This is a genomic window from Xanthomonas bonasiae (genome assembly GCF_014836395.1).
GTDB lineage: Bacteria > Pseudomonadota > Gammaproteobacteria > Xanthomonadales > Xanthomonadaceae > Xanthomonas_A > Xanthomonas_A bonasiae.
The window spans coordinates 14474-35380 of the sequence record NZ_JACSQX010000014.1 but is presented as its reverse complement, the minus strand read 5'-3'; the positions used below and the strand labels follow the sequence as shown (position 1 = coordinate 35380).

The 20907-nt window shown below is 68.1% G+C and carries 21 protein-coding genes; 11 read left to right on the top strand and 10 right to left on the bottom strand.

Annotation, left to right across the window (positions count from 1 at the left end; translation table 11 throughout):
* Positions 1-14 precede the first annotated feature (14 nt).
* The gene (locus H9658_RS19390) at positions 15-1040 is read left to right on the top strand and encodes an NAD(P)H-dependent glycerol-3-phosphate dehydrogenase (RefSeq protein ID WP_179571132.1); all 1026 of its coding nucleotides are present in this window, start codon (positions 15-17) and stop codon (positions 1038-1040) included.
* A 165-nt stretch (positions 1041-1205) separates the two neighbouring features.
* On the opposite strand, the gene H9658_RS19385 is transcribed toward H9658_RS19390, so the two are convergent.
* The 4 genes from H9658_RS19385 to H9658_RS19370 form a co-directional block, all read right to left on the bottom strand.
* On the bottom strand, positions 1206-1778 hold the full coding sequence (locus H9658_RS19385; protein ID WP_185814848.1) for an OmpO family porin: 573 nt from the start codon (positions 1776-1778) through the stop codon (positions 1206-1208).
* A gap of 346 nt (positions 1779-2124) precedes the next feature.
* The gene (locus H9658_RS19380) at positions 2125-2793 is read right to left on the bottom strand and encodes an NAD(P)-dependent oxidoreductase (protein ID WP_191826610.1); all 669 of its coding nucleotides are present in this window, start codon (positions 2791-2793) and stop codon (positions 2125-2127) included.
* A 113-nt stretch (positions 2794-2906) separates the two neighbouring features.
* Positions 2907-3380, bottom strand: coding sequence for an SRPBCC family protein (locus tag H9658_RS19375; RefSeq protein ID WP_191826609.1), 474 nt, complete (start codon positions 3378-3380; stop codon positions 2907-2909).
* 39 nt (positions 3381-3419) lie between these two features.
* On the bottom strand, positions 3420-4289 hold the full coding sequence (locus H9658_RS19370; protein WP_191826608.1) for an SDR family oxidoreductase: 870 nt from the start codon (positions 4287-4289) through the stop codon (positions 3420-3422).
* A 111-nt stretch (positions 4290-4400) separates the two neighbouring features.
* On the opposite strand from H9658_RS19370, the gene H9658_RS19365 reads away from it, so the two are divergent.
* On the top strand, positions 4401-5282 hold the full coding sequence (locus H9658_RS19365) for a LysR family transcriptional regulator (RefSeq protein WP_191826607.1): 882 nt from the start codon (positions 4401-4403) through the stop codon (positions 5280-5282).
* Between the two features lie 173 nt (positions 5283-5455).
* On the opposite strand, the gene H9658_RS19360 is transcribed toward H9658_RS19365, so the two are convergent.
* From H9658_RS19360 to H9658_RS19345, 4 genes are all read right to left on the bottom strand, one after another.
* The gene (locus H9658_RS19360) at positions 5456-5863 is read right to left on the bottom strand and encodes a DUF2000 domain-containing protein (protein ID WP_179571126.1); all 408 of its coding nucleotides are present in this window, start codon (positions 5861-5863) and stop codon (positions 5456-5458) included.
* A 54-nt stretch (positions 5864-5917) separates the two neighbouring features.
* Positions 5918-6769 carry an AraC family transcriptional regulator gene (locus tag H9658_RS19355; protein WP_191826606.1) on the bottom strand — a complete coding sequence of 284 codons (852 nt, stop codon included), beginning with the start codon at positions 6767-6769 and terminating at the stop codon, positions 5918-5920.
* A 302-nt stretch (positions 6770-7071) separates the two neighbouring features.
* Complete coding sequence (locus H9658_RS19350) at positions 7072-7551, bottom strand: tRNA (cytidine(34)-2'-O)-methyltransferase (protein ID WP_179571124.1); 480 nt, start codon at positions 7549-7551, stop codon at positions 7072-7074.
* A 51-nt stretch (positions 7552-7602) separates the two neighbouring features.
* Positions 7603-8079, bottom strand: a complete 477-nt coding sequence (locus H9658_RS19345; protein ID WP_191826605.1) for a hypothetical protein — start codon at positions 8077-8079, stop codon at positions 7603-7605.
* 411 nt (positions 8080-8490) lie between these two features.
* On the opposite strand from H9658_RS19345, the gene H9658_RS19340 reads away from it, so the two are divergent.
* From H9658_RS19340 to H9658_RS19310, 7 genes are all read left to right on the top strand, one after another.
* Positions 8491-11367 carry a M16 family metallopeptidase gene (locus H9658_RS19340; RefSeq protein ID WP_191826604.1) on the top strand — a complete coding sequence of 959 codons (2877 nt, stop codon included), beginning with the start codon at positions 8491-8493 and terminating at the stop codon, positions 11365-11367.
* Positions 11368-12117: 750 nt separating this feature from the next.
* Positions 12118-12435, top strand: coding sequence for a DUF4156 domain-containing protein (locus tag H9658_RS19335; RefSeq protein WP_191826603.1), 318 nt, complete (start codon positions 12118-12120; stop codon positions 12433-12435).
* Positions 12436-12537: 102 nt separating this feature from the next.
* The gene (locus H9658_RS19330) at positions 12538-13554 is read left to right on the top strand and encodes a 3-oxoacyl-ACP synthase III (protein ID WP_179571120.1); all 1017 of its coding nucleotides are present in this window, start codon (positions 12538-12540) and stop codon (positions 13552-13554) included.
* An 87-nt stretch (positions 13555-13641) separates the two neighbouring features.
* Positions 13642-14805, top strand: a complete 1164-nt coding sequence (gene fic / locus H9658_RS19325; protein WP_191826656.1) for a protein adenylyltransferase Fic — start codon at positions 13642-13644, stop codon at positions 14803-14805.
* Positions 14802-14957, top strand: coding sequence for a hypothetical protein (locus H9658_RS19320; protein ID WP_191826660.1), 156 nt, complete (start codon positions 14802-14804; stop codon positions 14955-14957). The genes fic and H9658_RS19320 overlap by 4 nt, the downstream gene beginning before the upstream one ends.
* The gene (locus H9658_RS19315; protein WP_179571118.1) at positions 14954-15859 is read left to right on the top strand and encodes an alpha/beta fold hydrolase; all 906 of its coding nucleotides are present in this window, start codon (positions 14954-14956) and stop codon (positions 15857-15859) included. The genes H9658_RS19320 and H9658_RS19315 overlap by 4 nt, the downstream gene beginning before the upstream one ends.
* A 209-nt stretch (positions 15860-16068) precedes the next feature.
* A complete protein-coding gene (locus H9658_RS19310) occupies positions 16069-16542 on the top strand; it encodes a hypothetical protein (RefSeq protein WP_191826602.1) in 474 nt (157 codons plus the stop codon).
* A 140-nt stretch (positions 16543-16682) separates the two neighbouring features.
* Here H9658_RS19310 and H9658_RS19305 read toward each other — a convergent pair whose 3' ends face one another.
* Positions 16683-17057, bottom strand: coding sequence for a YkgJ family cysteine cluster protein (locus tag H9658_RS19305; protein ID WP_179571116.1), 375 nt, complete (start codon positions 17055-17057; stop codon positions 16683-16685).
* A gap of 108 nt (positions 17058-17165) precedes the next feature.
* Positions 17166-18062, bottom strand: coding sequence for a LysR family transcriptional regulator (locus H9658_RS19300; protein WP_191826601.1), 897 nt, complete (start codon positions 18060-18062; stop codon positions 17166-17168).
* A 100-nt stretch (positions 18063-18162) separates the two neighbouring features.
* On the opposite strand from H9658_RS19300, the gene H9658_RS19295 reads away from it, so the two are divergent.
* On the top strand, positions 18163-18762 hold the full coding sequence (locus H9658_RS19295) for a short chain dehydrogenase (protein WP_191826600.1): 600 nt from the start codon (positions 18163-18165) through the stop codon (positions 18760-18762).
* Positions 18763-19244: 482 nt separating this feature from the next.
* On the top strand, positions 19245-20897 hold the full coding sequence (gene oleC / locus H9658_RS19290; protein ID WP_191826599.1) for an olefin beta-lactone synthetase: 1653 nt from the start codon (positions 19245-19247) through the stop codon (positions 20895-20897).
* The last annotated feature ends 10 nt before the right edge of the window (positions 20898-20907 follow it).

Sequence of the window (20907 nt, the reverse complement as noted above, 5' to 3'; positions counted from 1 at the left end):
GTCCGCCGTTGCGCATGCGCGATAACCCTGCGAAGAAGATCGCCGTCCTCGGCGCCGGTTCCTGGGGCACCGCCCTGGCCGCGCTCGTCGCCCGGCACGGTTTCCCGACCGTGCTGTGGGGGCGCGACGCCGTCGTCGCCGAGGCGATTCAACAGCGCCACGAGAACCCGCGCTACCTGCCGCAGATCCCGCTGCCGGCGAGCCTGCAGGCCACCACCGACCTGGCGGCGGCCGTGCACGGCGCCGACTGGATCCTGGTGGTGGTGCCGTCGCACGCGTTCACCGAAACCCTGCACCAGCTGGCGCCGCTGCGCCCGCCGCAGGCCGGCGTGGCCTGGGCGACCAAGGGCTTCGAGCCCGGATCCGGGCGCTTCCTGCACGAAGTGGCGCAGCAGATCCTGGGCGAGGACGTGCCGCTGGCGGTGGTGACCGGGCCGTCGTTCGCCAAGGAAGTGGCGCTGGACCTGCCCACCGCGGTGACCGTGCACGGCGATGCCGCGTTCGCGCAGCAGGTCGCCGACGCGATGCACGGCCCCACCTTCCGCGCCTACACCGGCGACGACATGGTCGGTGCCGAGCTGGGCGGGGCGATGAAGAACGTGCTGGCGGTGGCCACCGGCGTCGCCGACGGCATGGAGCTGGGCTTGAACGCCCGCGCCGGCCTGATCACCCGCGGGCTCAACGAGATGCTGCGGCTGGCCGCGGCGATCGGCGGCAAGCCGGAAACGCTGATGGGCCTGGCCGGACTCGGCGATCTGGTGCTGACCTGCACCGGCGACCTGTCGCGCAACCGGCGCCTGGGCCTGGCCCTTGGCCGCGGGCAGACCCTGCCCGACGCGGTTCGCGCGATCGGCCAGGTGGTCGAGTCGGTGCAGACCGCCGACGAGGTGATGCGCCAGGCCGAACGCCATGGCATCGACCTGCCGATCTCCAACGCGGTGCGCGCGGTGCTGCACGGCGAACTGACCCCGGCGGTGGGCCTGCAGCAGTTGCTGGCCCGCGAGCAGAAACCCGAGTACCCGACCACGCTGTTCAGCTGATCGCGCGTTGTTCCAGACACGAAAAAGCCCGGCGGAAGCCGGGCTTTTTCGTGTCTGCGGCCACTTGGCCCGAACGGCGCGCAAAAAAGAAGCCCGGTCCTGGGACCGGGCTTCGAACCGCGCGCAGCGGAGAGAGACGCGGCGCGCAGCGCTACGCGGTGTCGCTTACCAGCTGAAACGCGGGCCGACGAACCATTCCTTGTCGCCATCGCGGTTCATCTTCAGGTCCGCGCTCAGGCCCCAGTTCTGGTTGAGCTTGGCCTGGGCGCCGAGGCGGCCGTAGAACTCGCCGTCCGGGTTGATGCCGTCCTTCTTGGTGTAGTCCTCGTAACCGCCGAGCGCATACACCTCGAGGTACGGGTTGAACGCGGTACGGATGCCCACTTCGGCGCTGTAGCCGTTGAACTTGGTGCCGTATTCCGGGTCGAAGCGGTTGTAGGCCACGCGGGTCACCAGGTCGGTGCTGGTCGAGATCTCGTGGTTGTAGCCGGCGCCGATGCGCCACTGGTCGACGTCGACGTCGCCGAAATCGGTCTTCTGGCGGTTGAAGTCGCCGAACACGCTGAAGTTCGGGTTGATCGCGTAGGAGCCCTTGACGGCCCAACCGTCCGCGTCGCCGCCGTCGGCGTCGGTCTTGATGTAACCGCCTTCGACGTAATTGTAGGACAGGCCTTCGGCCGCAGAGGCAGCGAACGGCAGAGTGGCCAGGAGGCCGAGAGCGAGCAGAGAAGTCTTCATGATCGGGATACCCTTGTTATTGGTTTAGTCGGCGCTGAGGCGTGGGCCGTTCGCTGCCGATATGTAAATTATCCGTTAGCCACCCGAACTTGCCCTGAATTTCAAACTGACCGGTATATAAATCAGACACCGTGTTCAGGAACTTTCGGAGGCGCGGTTTCGAAGGCGCATGGCCCGCACGGTTCGCGCTGCTACCGGATCACAAGTCGCCATAGTCCCGGGACGCCAAACCGCCATCGACTCGTTGCCGACAGCGTTGGTCGCTGGCTTCTGGTCGCGGCTATCGCGGCGGGTCGCGTCCGTCTACTCGTCCGGCGCGGTCGGGGCAATGGCGCGCGCGTTGCGCTTACCAGGTGACCAGCGGCGCGCGATGCAACCAGGCATCGGAGGCCACCTGGTCCAAGACGAACGTCGCGACATCCGCCCGCGCGATGCTGCCGCCGCGGAAACCGGTGAGATCGGTGATCGCGCGGACTTCGCCGCGGGCGGGCTTGTCGTTGAGCACGGATGGGCGGACCAGCACCCAGTCGAGGCCGCTGTCGCGGATCAGGGCTTCCTGCCGATTCTTGTCTGCATACACGTTGCGCAGAAGCAATGGAAAGATCAGCTTGTCGAACAGAAATCCGCCGTGTCCTGCGCTGTCGCCGGCCCCCATTCCGGTAATGCCGATCAGGCGTGTGACCTGCTCTGCCTTCATCGCGCTCACGAGCGCCCGCGTCGCGGTGGAGAGCAGGGTGACCTCGCGGCGCGGGCTGGCCGGCGTGCCCAATGCGCTGATGACGGCGTCGCGGTCGCGCAGCGCCTGGCGCAGGATCGTCTCGTCGCGGGCGTCTCCTACGGTGAGTCGTGCCCCGCCGAGATGACGCGCCGCGTCGGGCGAACGCACCAGCGCCGCGACGTCGTACCCGCGTGCCACCGCCTGGCCTACGATAAGCCGGCCGGTACCGCCGGTCGCGCCCAGGACCAGAATCTTCGGTCGGTCAGGCGCGATATTGCCGCTGTCGTGCTGTTGCATGTTGGCTTCCTCGGAGGACGGGACGCCTGTTGATAGAGGTCGTCCCAGGGGGATCTCATGTCTCGGCCAGGCGTTTCCTGGCGGAGCCGTTGCGGCGAGAGGCGGACGGTTGTTCAGAGCCTGCCGTCCGCGAGCATTTCGCGGGTGCGTTTCAGCGTCGATTGCAGCGCCGCCTTGTAGCCCTTGTCGCTGTCGAACTGGGCCTGCTCGGCCTGCTCCTCGGGGCCGCCCGGCTCTTTGCCGCGCAGGCCGAGATAGCAATAGAAGCGCAGCTGCAGCGCTCCGGCCGCGTCCTCGAAAAGCACGTTGACGATCGCGCCTTCGCGCGGGCCGGTGGCCTGGAAGAAGGTGATCTTGCTTTCCGGTTCGAGGACGATGATCTCGCGCAGGTCGGTGCCGGCGATCGTGGCTTCGCGCACGAAGTGCGTCGCGCTTTCCTCCACGACGTCGCAGCGGGTGCACAGGCCCTCGGGCAGGAACAGGCGGGCGTCTCGGGCCTTGAGCAGCAGGCCCTGCCAGGCCTGCGCGCGGGTCAGCGGGAGTTCGCCGGGAGGGTTCACGGCGACGGTGGCGGTCGAATAGATCATGGTGGAGTCCTGGTGGTGTAGGTGCGCAAGCGCTGCTTGTCAGGAGGAGGTCGCGACCCGGGTGGCGAACTCGCGATAGGAGTGGAGCGGGCGACCCAGCAGCGTGGTCAGGCGTTCGACGTCGCCGGCGGCGGGGACCATTCCGTCGCTGATGAAACGCTCGCTCATCAGGCGCATGTCGAAGGCCATCCAGCTCGGCATGAACTGGCGCAGGTTCTGCTCGAATGCGGCAGTGTCTTCGCCCGGATAGGAGATCTGGCGGCCCAGCGCGTCGCTCCAGATCGCGGCGACGGCCGCGCCGGTCAGCGTCTCGGGGCCGACCAGGTTGATGCGGTCCGGCGCCAGCGGCACTGCCGACTGCTCGCGGCGCAGCAGTTCGATGGCCGCGACCTCGCCGATGTCGCGCGTATCGACCATCGCCAGGCCCTTGCTGCCGATCGGCATCGGATAGACGCCGTAGCCGCTCACCACGTCCTTGATCGTGAGGTCGTTGTCGATGAAGTAGGCCGGACGCAGGATGGTGGCGTTCAGGCCCATCTGCTCGATCATGCGTTCCACGCCGTACTTGCCCGCGAAGTGCGGCACGTTGACGTACAGGTCGCTGTGGATCACCGACAGATAGACGAACCGCTCGATCCCGGCCTCGCGGGCGACGTTCAGCGCGATCAGGGCCTGGGTGTACTCGTCGGCCACCACCGCGTTGAGCAGAAACAGCGTGGAGACGCCGGAGAAGGCGCCACGCAGCGCGTCGACATCGAGCAGATCGCCCTGGACGACCTCGACGCCTGCCGGCAGGTTGGCCTTGGAGGGGTCGCGGGCCAGCGCGCGGACATCGGCGCCGCGCTTGACGAGGTGTTCGACGACCTGACGGCCGACATTGCCGGTTGCACCGGTTACGAGAATGGTCATGGTGATGTCCTTGGTTGGGGTTCGGTCTGGGTGTGGGCCAAACGATAGGATGTTCCACATTCAAAACACAGACTCTAAAATATGGACGCCTCGTACCAGATTTGAGACGGAATGGACCTGAACGCCCTGGAAGATTTCCAACTGGTGGCTGCGCACGGCGGCTTCGGCAGAGCCAGCCGCGCCAGTGGCCGGTCCAAAGCGACCCTGTCGCGCCGGGTTGCCGATCTCGAAGACTCCCTGGGCATACGGCTCATCGAGCGAGGCGAGCGCAGCCTGGGCCTGACCGAAGCCGGCCGGATCCTGCTGGCAAGACTCGAGGGGCCGATGCGCGAGGTTGCCGACGCGATCGCGGCGGCGCGGGATGGACTGGCGACCCCGCGAGGCCGGCTGCGTGTCGCAGCGCCGCTGCTGTTCTCGCAAGTGGCGCTGGGACGGCTTGCCGCCGCGTTCCAGGCGCTCCATCCGCAAGTGCAGATCGAAGCCGTCTCCGAGGACCGTGTCGCCGACCTCGTCGACGAGCACTTCGACGTCGCCATCCGCATCAACCCGCGCAAGGACAGCGCGCTGGTCGGCAGGTGTTTCGCCAAGGACCGGTTGGTGCTTGCGGCGGCTCCTGTCGTCGAGATCCCCAAAGGGCGCAAGGGCGAGACGCTGCGCGTCCCGGCCGTGGTGATGCCGTCCTATCGCGACGGCGAGCTGTGGTCCGTCCAGGGCGGCCAGCTCGTGGTCGAACCACAGCCCGTCCTGCGGCTGTCCTCGCTGCTGACGATCCGCGATGCCGTCACCGCCGGCGCGGGCGCGGCCATGCTGCCGCAGTCGCTCATTGGGCGCCTTCTCGACGAGGGCGAACTGGTCGCGTGGGGCGCGGCCGGCGACGAGGTCGAACTGTGGGTGTTGCACACCTCACGGCGCCTGCAGAGTCCCAAGGTCCGGGCGTTCGTCGAGTTCATATGCGGCCGTTACCCGAGTGGCGTGTTTGTCGTCGACGCATGACCTTGGCCGGCGGCGCACGCCATCCGGATGCGCGGACCGTGCGCCTGCCCCGGGTGCCAGGCATCGCTACCCATCGCCTGGAGCCATCCGCTAACGACCGACCGTGCAGGGGACAGTGCGGCGTGCGGGACAACCCGGGAAGATTCGGCACGGCCGCATCGCCGCGCGCCGCGTCACGGATGCAGGGACAGGCGCTTCGTGGCTTTTTCCACGGCTTTCTTCGGCCCGCGCAACCCGATCCCCACAAGGTTCAGATCGCCCGGGTCTTCCGCGCCGAATGCCTGGCGATTGGCGTCGTCGTGCCCGGTCGCGAACATGGCGAACACATACGGCAGCACGGTGATCTCACGCTCCAGTCCCACGCGATGCGCGGCCTGCAGTCCGGCGAGGTCGGCCTCGAACACCAGCATTGGTTGCCCGAGCATGTTGCCGTAGCGATGGCCGTTCGCATCGACGTAGGGTTCGCCCATGGCGTCCGGGGCGGCCGATGCGATGCCGGTCGCCAGGAACGCAACGACATTCAACCGTTGCCAGGTCGCCAGGTCGTTGCGGACGATGAGAGCCACTTTGGTGTCGAACATTGGGGAACTCCGTTCTTGCTGGACTGTGTGGCCATGTTCGGAGCCGCCCAGGATTCAATCTAGAACGCCTGTGCATTGCCGCCTGTAGGCGGCCGGGGTGAGCCGATAGGCGCGCTTGAACCAGCGGCCCAGATGGCTTTGATCGGCAAAGCCGACCTTGAGCGCCACGTCCGCCGGCTCCTGGCCAGTGGCCAGCAGGGCGCGCGCGACGCGCAACCGCAAGCGGACCAGGTACGCGTGCGGCGACAGGCCGAACGTGCGCTGGAATTGCCGGGTGAGGCGGAACCGGTCCATGCCGGCGTAGCCGGCAAGTTCATCGAGGCCGACGTCGCGTTCCATCTGCTCGTGAAGGAAATCCCTGGCCCGCGCCATCCTTGCCGCCGAATCGCGCGCGGGCTGCGCATCCGCGGACAGGTGCGAGGACAGCCGCCGCATCATGCGATCCAGGCACTGGTCCCGCGCCAGGCGGCCTTCGCCATGATGCACGGCGAGGAACGCCTGCCGTATCGCCGCGCTCAACACCGCGTCGCCGGTCAAGGTGCTCCGGAACGCCGGTTGAATCGCGGAGATGTCCCACTGCCCGAGCCGTTGCAGCATCTGCGCCACCCAGGACTGCGGGAGGTAGAGCATCGCGTAGGTGAAGCCGTCCTCCTCGGGCGCATGCCCGTCGTGGACCGCCCCAGGCTCGATCAGGATGGCGCGCCCCGGCGTGCTGGTATGGAGCGATCGATGGCAGTGGAACCGCTGGATTCCCTGCAAGGTGACGCCGACCAGCACTTCGTCGTGATCGTGGGGATCGTAGGCGTGTCCGCGGAAATGCGCGTGCACGCTCTCGATCCCGGTTTCCTGGTCGCGGCGAATCCTGACCCAATCGTCGGTGGTCGTTTTTCGGGAGCTGGAGGTCATAGCGCTACCCTGCAAGCGCGCGGCGGGTAGCGCGCCCGGATCGACTCAGGCGATGTCCCTGACGACTCAGTGTAAGAACGAAGCGTTGCCGACTTCAACCGCAAGCAAAGACGCCGCAATGCACGAGACGCAGCGGCTTTCCGGCGGAACGTCGGCGTGCAGCTTGCGTTCGTTGTCGTGGAGAAGGCCTCATGCCTGCGGCGCCGCCGCCGTGTGCCGGATCGCGTGGCAGTCGTCGTCTGCGTTGCCGCACAGCCCGGCCCGATGGACGTGGCGCCAGCGCCCCGTGCCCTGCCGCGCGTTCAATCCGCGCCGGGGAAGCCCAGCTGCCGCCATGCTTCGAACACCACCACCGCTACCGCGTTGGACAGGTTGAGGCTGCGGTTGTGCGGGCGCATCGGTAGGCGCAGGCGTTGCGCGGGCGGAACCTGTTCCAGCACCTCGGCGGGCAGGCCGCGGGTCTCCGGGCCGAACAGGAACGCATCGCCGTCGGCGAAGGCGGGCGCATCGTAGCGGGTGTCGCTGCGGGTACTCAGGGCGAACAGGCGGCGCGGGGCGATGCTCTGCAACGCGGCGTCCAGCGAAGCGTGGACCTGCAGGCGTGCGTACTCGTGGTAATCCAGGCCGGCGCGTTTGAGCTGCTTGTCCTCGAGGTCGAAGCCGAGCGGCTCGATCAGGTGCAGCTGCGCGCCGGTATTCGCGCAAAGGCGGATGGCATTGCCCGTGTTGGGCGGTATTTCGGGTTGGAACAGCAGGACATGCAGCGTGGGCGTGGCGGTCATCGGCGCAGTTTACGCGCCGGCTCCGGCCTGCGCCGGCGAAGCGTCGCCGGCTCAGCGCGCCAGGCTGGTGGTCAGGTCCTGGCTCAGGTTCTGCAGGCTCGGCTGCAACTGCAGCATCGCGCTGTCCAGGGCGCCGCTGACCACGCTGCCGATCGCGAAGACGCTCTGGGTGTCGGTGCTCGGACGCACCTGCACCGCGGCCAGGGTCACCACGCGCTGGCTGGTCGCCTGCTCGGCATCGCGCTGGGCGATCTGCTCGGCGGACGGACGCACCTGCACCGACGCCAGCGTGGCGATGCGGCTGGACAGTTCGGCATCGCGCTGCGCCAGTTGCTCGGCGGAGGGGCGCACCTGCACCGCGGCCAGGGTGGCGATGCCGCTGTTGCGCTCGAAGGTGCGCTGGGCGATCTGCTCGGCGGAGGGGCGGACCTGCACGCTGTCCAGGGTGGTGACGGTCGGTGCGGCGATGGCCGGCGCGGCGAGCAGGGCGGCGATGGCGAAGGTCAGGGCGAAGGAAGCGGTTTTCATGGCGGGCCTCGTTGGTGTTGTTGAGCAGTGGTGTGGTAGTAAGGTAGAACACCTAATCAGGGTGTGCAAGAACTTTCTTCTGTTTTTTCTTTTTATTAAGCTCTCATTCATTATTTGCTTCGGCTGCAGTTGTTGCGCCAGATGCAAAGCAGATCCTGTGCCAACTTCAAGCCATTGTTATTCAAGGTGTTTTTGGCGTGCCGTGTGTCCGCGGGCGGACACCCGGTCGCTTGCGTACGTCCGTCTTCGGCCTGCCGGTCACCGTTGCGGCAGCGGCGTTGGCGCATCGCGTTCAGGATCGGAAGCGCCGGCCACGCTCGGGAACGGGCCAAAAGACATACGCGGGCGCGGCGGCGGCCCGTTACGATCGAGGCCTGTTGTCCTTCCACTCATTTCTCAAAAGGAACTTGCATGACCGTGTCGATCCGCCCCCGTGGGGCGCTGCTGGCCATCGCCCTGTCCACCGCGCTCGGCGCGCTGAGCTACGCGCCGCCGTCGAGTGCGGCCAGGCCGCCGGCTGCGGCGAAAGTGGACATCGCGTTCGAGCAGTTCACCCTGCCCAATGGCCTGCGCGTGGTGGTGCATACCGATCGCAAGGCGCCGATCGTGGCGGTCAACCTCTGGTACCACGTCGGCGCCAAGGACGAGCCGGCCGGGCGCACCGGTTTCGCGCACCTGTTCGAACACCTGATGTTCCAGGGCAGCGAGAACCACAGCGGCGAATTCTTCGAACCGTTCAAGCAGGTCGGCGCCACCGACCAGAACGGCACCACCAACAGCGACCGCACCAACTATTTCGAGAACGTGCCGACCACCGCGCTGGACATGGCGCTATGGATGGAGTCCGACCGCATGGGCCACCTGGTCGGCGCCATCGACCAGGCCGCGCTCGACGAACAGCGCGGCGTGGTCCAGAACGAGAAGCGCCAGGGCGAGAACCAGCCCTACGGCCAGGCCTGGGACAAGCTGAGCCGTGCGCTGTACCCGAAGGGCCACCCGTACCACCACAGCGTGATCGGCTCGATGAACGACCTCAACGCCGCCTCGCTGGCCGACGTGAAGCAGTGGTTCCGCACCTGGTACGGGCCGAACAACGCGGTGCTGGTGCTGGCCGGCGACATCGACGTGGCCACCGCGAAGGAGAAGGTCGCCCGCTATTTCGGCGACATCCCGGCCGGGCCGAGCATGGCGCAGCCGCAGGTCGACGTGGCCCAGCGCACCCAGTCCACCCGCGAGACGATGACCGACAAGGTGCCGCAGGCGCGCATCTACCGGGTCTGGAACGTGGCCCAGACCGGCACCGAGGACATCGACCGCCTGCAGCTGCTGGCGCAGGTGCTGGGCGGCGCCAAGTCGTCGCGGCTGGACCGGCGCCTGGTGCACGAGGACAAGCTGGTCGACCAGATCAGCGCCGGCGCCTGGCCGTCGCAGTTGGGTTCCAGCTTCGGCATCATCGCCACGGTGAAGCAGGGCGTGGATCCGGCCAAGGTCGAGGCGGTGATCGACGAGGAGCTGCGCAAGCTGCTCGACAAGGGGCCGGACAAGGACGAACTGCTGCGGGCCAAGACCGCGTTCCGCGCCGGCTTCGTGCGCGGCATCGAGCGCATCGGCGGTTTCGGCGGCAAGGCCGATGCGCTGGCCGAGTGCACGGTGTTCACCGGCGATCCGGGCTGCTTCCGCACCTCGCTGGCCACGATCGAGTCCACCCGCGCGCGCGATCTGAAGGCGGTGGGCCGCAAATGGCTGGGCAAGGGCGACCACACCCTGGTGGTGGAACCGGGCGAGCGCGTGGCGCTGGCCGAGGAGCCGGCCGTGCAGCCGGCGTCACTGAATCCGCCGCCGGTCGATCCGAAGTACCGCGCGCTGCCCAGCGTCGTCGATCGCAGCGCCGGCCCGCCCAAGACCACCCAGTTCCCGCAGCTGAAGTTCCCGGCGCTGCAACGCGCCACGCTGAAGAACGGCACCCGGCTGATCCTGGCCGAGCGCCACGACGTGCCGGTGGTGCAGTTCAGCTACGAATTCCCGGGCGGCTTCAGCGCCGACCAGGGGCGCAAGTCGGGCACCGCCAACTTCACCATGGGCATGCTCGACGAAGGCGCCGGCAGCTACGACTCGCTGGGCTTCGCCGATGCCGCCGACACGCTGGGCGCCACGCTCAGCGCAGGCGCCTCGCTGGACGGCAGCAACGCCTACCTGTCGGCCTTGAAGGAGAACCTGGCGCCGTCGCTGGCGCTGTACGCCGACATGCTGCGGCGTCCGCGCTTTGAGCAGAAGGAGATCGAGCGGATCAAGGCGAGCTGGATCGCCGGCATCCGCCAGGAGAAGGCGCAGCCCAACGCGGTGGCGATGCGGGTGCTGCCGCCGCTGCTGTACGGCGCCGGCCACCCGTATGCGATCCCGTTCAGCGGCAGCGGCACCGAGCCGGCGATCGCGGCCCTGGAGCGCACCGATCTGGTGGACTTCCAGCGCGACTGGATCCGCCCCGAACAAGCCACCCTGATCGTGGTCGGCGACACCACCCTGGCCGAGGTGGTGCCGCTGCTGGACGCGCAGTTCGGCGACTGGAAGGGCGAGGGCACGGCGCCGTCGCTGCAGGCGCCGGCGGCGGTGGCGCGTCCGAGCAAGCCGCGGGTGTACCTGATCGACCAGCCCGGCGCGGTGCAGGCCAACCTGTTCGCCGCCGAACTGGTGCCGCCGACCACCGATGCGTCCTCGATCCGCTTCGACACCGCCAACGGCGTGCTCGGCGGCGATTTCACCTCGCGGTTGAACATGAACCTGCGCGAGAACAAGCACTGGTCGTACGGCGCGCGCAGTTCTGCCTCCAATACGCTGGGCCAGCGCCCGTGGTCGGCCGCCGCGCCGGTGCAGATCGACAAGACCGCGCCGGCGCTGCAGGAGATGCAGAAGGAGATCAGCGCCTTCGCCAGCGGCAAGCTGCCGCCGACGGCGGAGGAAGTGGCGCGGATCCGCAACATCCAGACCCTGAGCCTGCCTGGCGCCTACGAGACCGCCAGTTCGGTGCTCGGTGCGATCGGCGGCATCGTCCGCTACGGGCGGCCCGACGACTACGTGTTCAAGCGCAAGGCCGAGATCGAGGCGATGACCCCGGCGCAGGTGGCGCAGGCCGCCGCGACCCTGGACCCGAACGCACTGACCTGGGTGGTGGTGGGCGACCTGAAGCAGATCGAGCGCCCGGTGCGCGCGCTGAAGCTGGGCGAAGTGACGGTGATCGACGCCGACGGCAAGCCCCAGGGCGCGGCCGCGCCGGCCGCGCCCAAGCGCTGAGGGTGGCGGCCTGCGGGGCCGGGTGAGGATGCGGGCGCAGCCTCGTGCGCCCAACTCCGCGAGACGCTTCGCGCCGTACCCTCACCCCAACCCCTCTCCCGGTGGGAGAGGGGCTAGCCGGCTGTTCCCTTCTCCCCTTGGGAGAAGGTGGCCCGCAGGGCCGGATGAGGGTACGGGCGCAGCCCCGTGCACCCAAACACCGCGAGACGCTTCGCGCCGGACCCTCAGCCCAACCCCTCTCCCGGTGGGAGAGGGGCCAGTCGGCTGTTCCTTCTCCCATCGGGAGAAGGTGCCCCGCAGGGGCGGATGAGGGTACGGGCGCAGCCTCGTGCACCCAAACACCGCGAGGCGCTTCGCGCCGGACCCTCACCCCAACCCCTCTCCCGGTGGGAGAGGGGCTAGTCGGCTGTTCCCTTCTCCCCTCGGGAGAAGGTGGCCCGCAGGGCCGGATGAGGGTACGGGCGCAGCCTCGTGCACCCAAACACCGCGAGACGCTTCGCGCCGGACCCTCACTCCACCCCTCTCCCGGTGGGAGAGGGGCTTAGGCCGTTCCCTTCTCCTCGCGGGGACATGAGCCCCTTTCGCGGGGGACGGTGGCTCAGGGCCGGACGACGCATGGCGAAGCTTCGCGCACCGGAGCCGCCGTGGCCGGCTCCGGTGCGCATTGCGGCCCCCGGGATCCGGCGGCGTCATTGCCAATTCAGCAATCTGCGGCACAATCCGGGTTCTCTCAGCCTGCGGTCCCTCTCCATGCGCCTACCGATCGCGTTGCTCCTGCTCGCCAGTCTCGCCGCCTGCACCTGGGTGCCGATGGCGCCGGAAGGCAAGACCGTGCGCGTACTGCCGCCAGGGCAGGCGCCGGCCGGCTGCGAGAAGCGGGGTGAGGTGGTGGTGTCGGTGAAGAGCAACGTGGGCTTCTACCAGCGCAACCCGCTGCGGGTGCGCGAGGAACTGGAGACCCTGGCGCGCAACGAGGCCCCCGGCGTCGGTGCGAATACCGTGCAGGCGATGGGCGAACCGGTCGACGGTGACCAGCGCTACGGCGCCTATCAGTGCAGCGTTCGCTGAACCGGTTAAGCCATACGCTCTGTTCCAATTTGTTAAAGATGCGGTAAAACCGGGCAGCCGCTAGAATTGGCGCCCCTTCGCCTTATCCCGGCGTACATCTCGATGCTCTTCAACAATGTCTCCATCGCGGGACTGGCGCATATCGATGCGCCGCACACGCTGACTTCCAAGCAGATCAACGAACGCCTGCAACCGACCTACGACCGTCTCGGCATCCGCACCGACGTGCTCGGCGACATCGCCGGCATCCACGCGCGGCGCATGTGGGATGCGGACATGCAGGCGTCCGATGCGGCCACCCTGGCCGCGCGCAAGGCGATGACCGACGCGGGCATCGACGCCGGCCAGGTCGGGCTGCTGGTCAATACTTCGGTCAGCCGCGACTACCTGGAACCGTCCACCGCCAGCATCGTCTCCGGCAACCTGGGCGTGGGCGAGGAATGCATGACCTTCGACGTCGCCAATGCCTGCCTGGCCTTCATCAACGGCATGGACATCGCGGCGCGGATGATCGAGCGCGGCGAGATCGACTATGCGCTGGTGGTGGACGGCGAGACCGCCAACCTGGTGTACGAGAAGACCCTGGAGCGGATGACCTCCCCGGACGTGACCGCGCAGGAATTCCGCGACGAGCTGGCCGCGCTGACCCTGGGCTGCGGCGCCGCGGCGATGGTGATGGCGCGCGCCGAGCTGGTGCCCGACGCCCCGCGCTACCGCGGCGGCGTGACCCGCTCGGCCACCGAGTGGAACACCCTGTGCCGGGGCAACCTGGACCGCATGGTCACCGATACCCGCATGCTGCTGATCGAGGGCCTCAAGCTGGCGCAGAAGACCTTCATCGCCGCCAGGCAGGCGCTGGGCTGGGCGGTGGACGAGCTGGACCAGTTCGTGATCCACCAGGTCAGCCTGCCGCACACCCAGGCCTTCATCAAGAACTTCGGCATCGACCCGAAGAAGGTGATGACCATCTTCGGCGAGCACGGCAACATCGGTCCGGCCAGCGTGCCGATCGTGCTGAGCAAGCTGCGCGAACTGGGGCGCCTGAAGAAGGGCGACCGGATCGCGCTGATGGGCATCGGCTCGGGCCTGAACTGCTCGATGGCCGAGGTGGTCTGGTAGCGGTACGGAGGCCTGGCGGGCGCATAAGACGTGTTAAAAAAAATGGATTTTTAGTACATGTTATTGCATCATGTTCGTTCTCCGAACATGATTGACGCAGCCATGGAAGATGTGTCGACGTTCAAAGCCGAGTTCCCGTACAACGATCTCCCGTTGCTGCCCCCAACGGGAGATATCGAGACCCGCAGCCTGCTCAAGGCCTGCATCGGGGCTAGAACCGCGTTGGCCGAGTTGAAGCAGGCCACGGCGCTGCTGCCAAATCCCACGGTGTTGATCAACACGATTCCGATCCTTGAGGCTCAGGCCAGCTCGGAGATCGAGAACATCGTCACCACGACGGACGACCTGTTCCGCTACGCAGAAGATCAGGACAAGGCGCAGAAGCCTGCGACCAAGGAGACATTGCGTTACCGCAGCGCGCTCTACGAAGGCTTCCAGTCCTTGCAGCAGCGCCCCTTGTGCACGGATACCGCGGTCGTCGTCTGCAGCCGCATCAAGGCGGTGCAGATGCAGATCCGCCGCGTCCCCGGTACGGCTTTAGCCAACGACCAGACCCAGCAGGTCATCTATACCCCGCCGGTGGGGGAGACGCTGCTGCGCGACAAGCTGGCCAACTGGGAGCGTTTCATCCATGAGCACACCGACATCGATCCATTGATCCGCATGGCGGTCGCGCACTACCAGTTCGAAGCCATCCACCCCTTCACCGACGGCAACGGCCGTACCGGGCGCGTGCTGAACCTGCTGATGCTCATCGAACAGGGATTGCTCGACTTGCCGGTGCTGTATCTGTCGCGCTACATCATCCGCCACCGCAGCGACTATTACCGCCTGCTGCTGGACGTGACCCGGCATGGCCACTGGGCCGAGTGGATCCAGTACATGCTCAGCGCCGTGGCCGAGACGGCTGCCTGGACCACGGCCAAGATCCAGGCGATCCGCGGGCTGGAGGCACAGGCGCGCGATTACATTCGCAGCCATGCGCCCAAGGCGTATAGCCGAGAGCTTGTGGAGGTGATTTTCAACCAGCCCTATTGCCGCATCCAAAACGCCGTGGAGGTGGTGGGCGTGACCCGGCAGACCGCTGCGCGTCAGTTGAAGGAGTTGGTGGAGATTGGCGTGTTGCAGGAGCAGCGCCTGGGCAAGGAAAAACTGTTTCTGCACCCTGCTTTTCTGCGCCTGCTTTCCAATGACGACCATCGTTTGCCTGCTTACCATGCGTCTGCGCGCGATGAGGAATCGATGGCGTGATTGGCAAGCACGGCGCGGTCCATCGAGACGGTGGCGCAGTCTTCATGGTGGCAAGTGAGCGCGGCGAGCGCGAATTCTTCTCCCTGCCGAAGTTGGGCGAATGCCTACAAAACGCGGGTTCCTTCGATCTGGATCGGATGCGATTTGCATGAACTACCCCGGCTACCCCTTCACCCCGCAGCGTTTCCAGGTCCGTCCGGGACTGGCGATGTCCTACCTCGACGAAGGCCCGCGCGACGGCGAGGTGGTGCTGATGCTGCACGGCAATCCGTCGTGGAGCTATCTGTGGCGGCATCTGGTGACCGGCCTGTCGGACCGCTACCGCTGCATCGTGCCCGACCATATCGGCATGGGTCTGTCGGACAAGCCGGACGATGCGCCGGGCGCGCAGCCGGGCTACGACTACACCCTGCAATCGCGCGTGGACGATCTCGACGCGCTGCTGCGGCACCTGGGCATCGACGGCCCGGTGACGCTGGCGGTGCACGACTGGGGCGGCATGATCGGCTTCGGCTGGGCGCTGTCGCACCATGCGCAGGTCAAGCGGCTGGTGATCACCAACACCGCCGCGTTCCCGTTGCCGGCGGCCAAGCCGATGCCGTGGCAGATCGCGATGGGCCGGCATTGGCGCCCGGGCGAGTGGTTCATCCGCACCTTCAACGCGTTCTCCTCCGGCGCCTCGTGGCTGGGCGTGTCGCGGCGCATGCCCGCCGCCGTGCGCCGCGCCTACGTGGCGCCGTACGACAGTTGGGCCAACCGCATTTCCACGATCCGCTTCATGCAGGACATCCCGCTGTCGCCGGCCGACAAGGCCTGGTCGTTGCTGGAACGCTCGGCGCAGGCGTTGCCATCGTTCGCCGACCGCCCGGCGTTCATCGCCTGGGGCCTTCGCGACATCTGCTTCGACCATCACTTCCTGGCCGGTTTCCGCCAGGCGCTGCCGCAGGCCGAGGTCATGGCGTTCGAGGACGCCAACCACTACGTGCTCGAAGACAAGCACGAGGTGCTGGTGCCGGCGATCCGCACGTTCCTGGACAGGCATCCGCTGGGCTGACGCGCCGTCGCCGGCGCGCATCGGTCCGGCGGCGGGCGCGCATCGCGCTGAGGCGCGTCGTTGGCCCTGACGCGCGTCGCAGCGGGAGACGTCGCCGGCTTGTTCGCGAAAACTGCAAACGATTGCCGCTCTGTAATAAACAGGTCTCTGTACAGTGCAGGCGATGCACGCAAGCGGACCGGAGTAAAGACGAAGTGAGAGCGATCGCAATGTCGATGTTGTTGATGTCGATGAGCGCCACCGGCGCGCACGCGGAAGGCCTGACCACCTCCCCCGACGGCAAGCACCTGGCGGTCGGTTTCGGCCAGCCCACCTACAAACAGGTGCTGCACTACCGGAAAATGTACGACAAGAAGCCGTTTCCCGATGCCGAGCTCTATTACTACAGCAACGGCATGTACAAGCTCATCTCGCAAGGCGAGAACCACTACGGCGTCTATGTGCTGCAAGGCAGTTTCGACGACGAGAGCTATACCGTCCGCTTCATTTCCCTGCCGTCCGAGGACTGGGGCAACAAGACCGCCTTCCACCAGTTGACCTTCGTCCGCGGCGAGGACAAGAACATCTTCATCCAGAACGCGATCGTCGACACCGGCGAAGCCATCGCCCAGCAGAACGGCACATACACCATGGAAAAGAACACCGTGACCAATCCGGTGCCGACCAAGTGGAAGAACCGCTGAAGCGCGTTCATGCTCGGCCGTGGCGCTGGCGGGCGGATGTCGCCGGCGCCATCGGCATCCTGCACCGATGAGAGGACGGTCGTCGGACGGGTTGCGATGCGCATGGGCGACCTTGCGCTGAGCGCAGCGGCATCGCGCAATCAGGCGTCCGGAAGATTACGCTCGGTCACGCCATCCCAATCGTCCTCGGTCAGCAACGGCAGCCCGTGCGCCAGCCGCGACTTGTCGCACTGCGCGCTGCGTTCGCCGAACTCCAGCGAGGCGGGCACCGCGGCGCATACCGACGGGCGCCGGTCGTGGATCGTGCAGCGGCTGTAGCGGCCGATCTGCGCGTCCAGCGCCACGCAGCGCGGCTGCGCCTGCGAGGTGCCGCGCATCACCCGTTCGTGGGTGCGCAACGGTTCGGTGAGTGCGAACGGGACCCTGCCGCCCAGGTCGGGATCGGCTTCGCTCCAGTGGAAACTGACGCGGAAGTAGGCGCAGCAGGCGCCGCAGGTGAGGCAGGGATGTGCCATGGCAGCCGGGCCTTGCGCGGCAAACAGCGGTGGGGGGCGCGGCATTCTGACCGAACCGGCGCGCGCTGCAAGCGGCGCGGCATTCAGGCGGCGGCGTTTCGTGCGCGATCAGGCCAGTCGCGGCGCCGCATGCTGCTGCAGGAAGGTCAGAAAACTGGCGAGCTTGGGCAGCGGTCGACGGTCCTGCCGGTACAGCGCGTGGACCGGGCGGCTGGCCGGCAGATAGGCCTCGAGCAGGCCGACCAGGCGTCCGGCGGCAAGATCCTCGGCCACCAGCACCTGCGGCTGCAACAGCAGCCCGGCGCCGTGCAGGGCGGCCTGGCGCAAGGCGGCGCTGCTGTTGCAGCGCAGGGCGGTCTCGGCCGGCCAGCCCGCGGTCGCGCCCGACGCCTCCAGCCGCCAGGCCGAACGCGGGTTCCAGGCCGCGTGACCGAGGCAGCGGTGCGCGGCCAGGTCGGCGGGCGTGGCCGGCACACCGTGGCGCGCCAGATAGGCCGGCGCGGCGCAGATCGCCATGCGGTAGTGGCCCAGCGGGCGCGCCACCAGGTTCAGGGCGGGATCCAGCGCGCCGACCCGGATCGCCAGGTCGATGCCGTCCTCGATCAGGTCGACCACGCTGTTGCTCAGGTCCAGTTCGATGCGCACCTGCGGGAACTGCGCCTGATACTCGGCCACCGCCGCGGCGATCACGCATTCGCCCAGCGTGGTGGCGGCGCTGATCCGCAGCAGCCCGCTTGGCGCGGCGGCCAGGCGCTCGACCGAGCTTTCGGCCCAGCGCAGCTGTTCGAGCACGCGCTTGCCCTCTTCGTAGAAACGGCGACCGGCGTCGGTCAGGCCCTGGCGACGGGTGCTGCGTTCCAGCAGCCGCGCGCCCAGATGGGTCTCGAGCTGCCGGACCAGCTTGCCGACCATCACCGCGCTGATGTCCAGCCGCCGCGCGGCGGCGCTGAAGCTGCCGGCCTCCACGGCGGCGAGAAAGACCTCGATGCTGCGCAGCTTGTCCACGATTGCGAACCCTGGGTTTGCAGTGTCGGAAATTCTGCGCCATTTTTCGCCGCCCGGTACGCGGCCAGACTGCCCGCCTCACACCAGCAGGAGCAGTGGCATGAAGGCAGTCGTCATCGGCGGAACCGGCACCCTGGGCCGGGCCGTGGTGCAGGAACTGGGGCGCGACCACGAGGTGATCGCGGTCGGCCACACGCGCGGCGCGTACACCGTGGACATCACCGACGACGCCAGCGTGCAGGCGCTGTTCGCCGCGCTGGGGCCGGTGGATGCGATCGTCTCGACCAGCGGCGAACTGCACTTCGGCGAGCTCGCCACGCTGCAGCCGGCGCAGTTCGCGCTGGGGCTGCAGCACAAGCTGCTGGGCCAGGTGCGGCTGGCGCTGTTCGGCCAGCACCATCTCAACGAAGGCGGTTCGATCACGCTGACCGGCGGCATCGTCGCCGACGAGCCGATCCGCGGCGGCAGCAACGCCACCACGGTCAACACCGCGCTGGAGGGCTTCGTGCGCGCGGCCGCCTGCGAGTTGCGCGGCGGCCGCCGCATCAATGTGGTCAGCCCGACCGTGCTGAGCGAATCGGCCGAACAGTACGGGGCGTTCTTCCCTGGATTCGAGAGCGTCAGCGCCGCGCGCGCGGCGCTGGCCTACCGGCGCAGCGTGGCGGGGATCCAGAGCGGGCGCACGTTCCGGGTCGCCTAGGGCGCGCCATCAATCCCCGAGCAACTCGCGCCACTCCCGCGCATGCATGTTCACGTCAGCGCTGGCGCGGCAGCGTGCACGCGCAAGAGCGGCCCTACGGGTTGGGCCTGTCAGGCCGCCAGCCGGCACCGCGCGGCCTGAGCTGACCGCCAGTCAGGCGCTGCGCCACGCAGCACCGGCTGGCGACCTGACAGACCCAGCGCGACCCACTCGGGATGCCCTAGGGCAACAGGCCGCGCCGATCCTGCGCGCGAACGGGACAAGCAACAGAGCGGACGTGGACGCGTGTGCAGTCCCGAACCATGACGCGCCTCGCGTACGCGCAAGCGGCCCAGCGGCCTGCGCCACGCGGCTTGAGCCGACCGCCAGTCAGTCGCTGCGCCACGCAGCACCAACTGGCGACCTGACGATCCAACGTGACCTACTCGGCACTGCATGACATGCCTTGGCGGCATGGCGACGCCATCGGCGATAATCGGCCGATGACCACGACCCCCATCTGCAACATCGCCGCGACGCTGCCGCCGTTGGCCCGCGAGCGCCCCGACCAGATCGCCATCCGCTGCCCGGGCGGCCGCGGCGCCAACGGCCTGGCCGCCTACGACGTGACCCTGAGCTATGCGCAGCTGGATGCGCGCAGCGACGCGATCGCCGCCGGGCTGGGCGGCTACGGCATCGGCCGCGGCACCCGCACCGTGGTGATGGTGCGGCCGTCGCCGGAGTTCTTCCTGCTGATGTTCGCGCTGTTCAAGGCCGGTGCGGTGCCGGTGCTGGTGGATCCGGGCATCGACAAGCGCGCGCTCAAGCAATGCCTGGACGAGGCGCAGCCGGAGGCGTTCATCGGCATTCCGCTGGCGCAGCTGGCGCGGCGCCTGCTGGGCTGGGCGCGCTCGGCGCAGCGCATCGTCACCGTGGGCCGGCGCTGGGCCTGGGGCGGTACCACGCTGGCGCAGATCGAGCGTGCCGGCAGCGGCGCCGGCAGCCAGCTGGCCGACACCGCGGCCGACGACGTGGCCGCGATCCTGTTCACCAGCGGCTCCACCGGCGTGCCCAAGGGCGTGGTCTATCGGCATCGCCATTTCGTCGGCCAGATCGAACTGATGCGCAACGCGTTCGACATGCAAGCCGGCGGCATCGACCTGCCGACCTTCCCGCCGTTCGCCCTGTTCGATCCGGCGCTGGGGCTGACCTCGGTGATCCCGGACATGGACCCGACGCGGCCGGCCAGCGCCGATCCGCGCAAGCTGCACGATGCGATCGACCGCTTCGGGGTGACCCAGCTGTTCGGTTCGCCGGCGCTGATGCGGGTACTGGCCGACTACGGCCGTCCATTGCCGAACGTGCGTTGCGCCACTTCTGCCGGCGCGCCGGTGCCGCCGGAGATCGTGGCCAAGATCTGCAGCCTGCTACCGGAGGACGGCAAGCTGTGGACGCCGTACGGCGCCACCGAGTGCCTGCCGGTGGCGGCGATCGAAGGCCGCGAACTGCAGGACACGCGCGCGGCCACCGAAACCGGCGCCGGCACCTGCGTCGGCGCGGTGGTGGCGCCGAACGTGGTGCGCATCATCGCCATCGACGATGCGGCGATCCCCGAGTGGGCGGGCGTGCGCGAGCTGCCGGTGGGCACGGTCGGCGAGATCACCGTGGCCGGGCCGACCACCACCGACACCTATTTCAACCGCGATGCGGCCACGCGCATCGCCAAGATCCGCGAGCGCCTGGACGACGGCAGCGAGCGCATCGTGCATCGCATGGGCGACATCGGCTATTTCGACGCGCAGGGCCGGCTGTGGTTCTGCGGGCGCAAGACCCAGCGCGTGGAGACTGCGCAGGGGCCGCTGTACACGGAGCAGGTCGAGCCGATCTTCAACACCTTGCCGTGGCTGCGCCGCAGCGCGCTGGTCGGGATCGGCGCGGCGGGCGCGCAGCGTCCGGTGCTGTGCTACGAGCTGCAGGCGGGCGTGGCGCCGCCGGCGCAGCCGGACGCCGTGCTGCGCGCGCTGGCGCAGACGCATGCGCACACCGCCGGCATCGCCGATTTCCTGCGTCATCCGGGCTTCCCGGTGGATATCCGCCACAACGCCAAGATCGGCCGCGAGAAGCTGGCGCTGTGGGCCAAGGACCGCGTGCGCTGAGGCCGCCGCG

Excerpts from the sequence above, each read along its gene's own strand:
- fic (WP_191826656.1), top strand. The coding sequence starts at position 13,642 with ATGATTGACGCAGCCATGGAAGATGTGTCGACGTTCAAAGCCGAGTTC.
- H9658_RS19360 (WP_179571126.1), bottom strand. The coding sequence starts at position 5,863 with ATGTTCGACACCAAAGTGGCTCTCATCGTCCGCAACGACCTGGCGACC.
- H9658_RS19355 (WP_191826606.1), bottom strand. The coding sequence starts at position 6,769 with ATGACCTCCAGCTCCCGAAAAACGACCACCGACGATTGGGTCAGGATT.
- H9658_RS19370 (WP_191826608.1), bottom strand. The coding sequence starts at position 4,289 with ATGACCATTCTCGTAACCGGTGCAACCGGCAATGTCGGCCGTCAGGTC.
- H9658_RS19330 (WP_179571120.1), top strand. The coding sequence starts at position 12,538 with ATGCTCTTCAACAATGTCTCCATCGCGGGACTGGCGCATATCGATGCG.
- H9658_RS19365 (WP_191826607.1), top strand. The coding sequence starts at position 4,401 with ATGGACCTGAACGCCCTGGAAGATTTCCAACTGGTGGCTGCGCACGGC.
- H9658_RS19310 (WP_191826602.1), top strand. The coding sequence starts at position 16,069 with ATGTCGATGTTGTTGATGTCGATGAGCGCCACCGGCGCGCACGCGGAA.
- H9658_RS19375 (WP_191826609.1), bottom strand. The coding sequence starts at position 3,380 with ATGATCTATTCGACCGCCACCGTCGCCGTGAACCCTCCCGGCGAACTC.
- H9658_RS19350 (WP_179571124.1), bottom strand. The coding sequence starts at position 7,551 with ATGACCGCCACGCCCACGCTGCATGTCCTGCTGTTCCAACCCGAAATA.
- H9658_RS19340 (WP_191826604.1), top strand. The coding sequence starts at position 8,491 with ATGACCGTGTCGATCCGCCCCCGTGGGGCGCTGCTGGCCATCGCCCTG.
- H9658_RS19315 (WP_179571118.1), top strand. The coding sequence starts at position 14,954 with ATGAACTACCCCGGCTACCCCTTCACCCCGCAGCGTTTCCAGGTCCGT.
- H9658_RS19390 (WP_179571132.1), top strand. The coding sequence starts at position 15 with ATGCGCGATAACCCTGCGAAGAAGATCGCCGTCCTCGGCGCCGGTTCC.
- oleC (WP_191826599.1), top strand. The coding sequence starts at position 19,245 with ATGACCACGACCCCCATCTGCAACATCGCCGCGACGCTGCCGCCGTTG.
- H9658_RS19385 (WP_185814848.1), bottom strand. The coding sequence starts at position 1,778 with ATGAAGACTTCTCTGCTCGCTCTCGGCCTCCTGGCCACTCTGCCGTTC.
- H9658_RS19345 (WP_191826605.1), bottom strand. The coding sequence starts at position 8,079 with ATGAAAACCGCTTCCTTCGCCCTGACCTTCGCCATCGCCGCCCTGCTC.
- H9658_RS19305 (WP_179571116.1), bottom strand. The coding sequence starts at position 17,057 with ATGGCACATCCCTGCCTCACCTGCGGCGCCTGCTGCGCCTACTTCCGC.
- H9658_RS19295 (WP_191826600.1), top strand. The coding sequence starts at position 18,163 with ATGAAGGCAGTCGTCATCGGCGGAACCGGCACCCTGGGCCGGGCCGTG.
- H9658_RS19335 (WP_191826603.1), top strand. The coding sequence starts at position 12,118 with ATGCGCCTACCGATCGCGTTGCTCCTGCTCGCCAGTCTCGCCGCCTGC.
- H9658_RS19380 (WP_191826610.1), bottom strand. The coding sequence starts at position 2,793 with ATGCAACAGCACGACAGCGGCAATATCGCGCCTGACCGACCGAAGATT.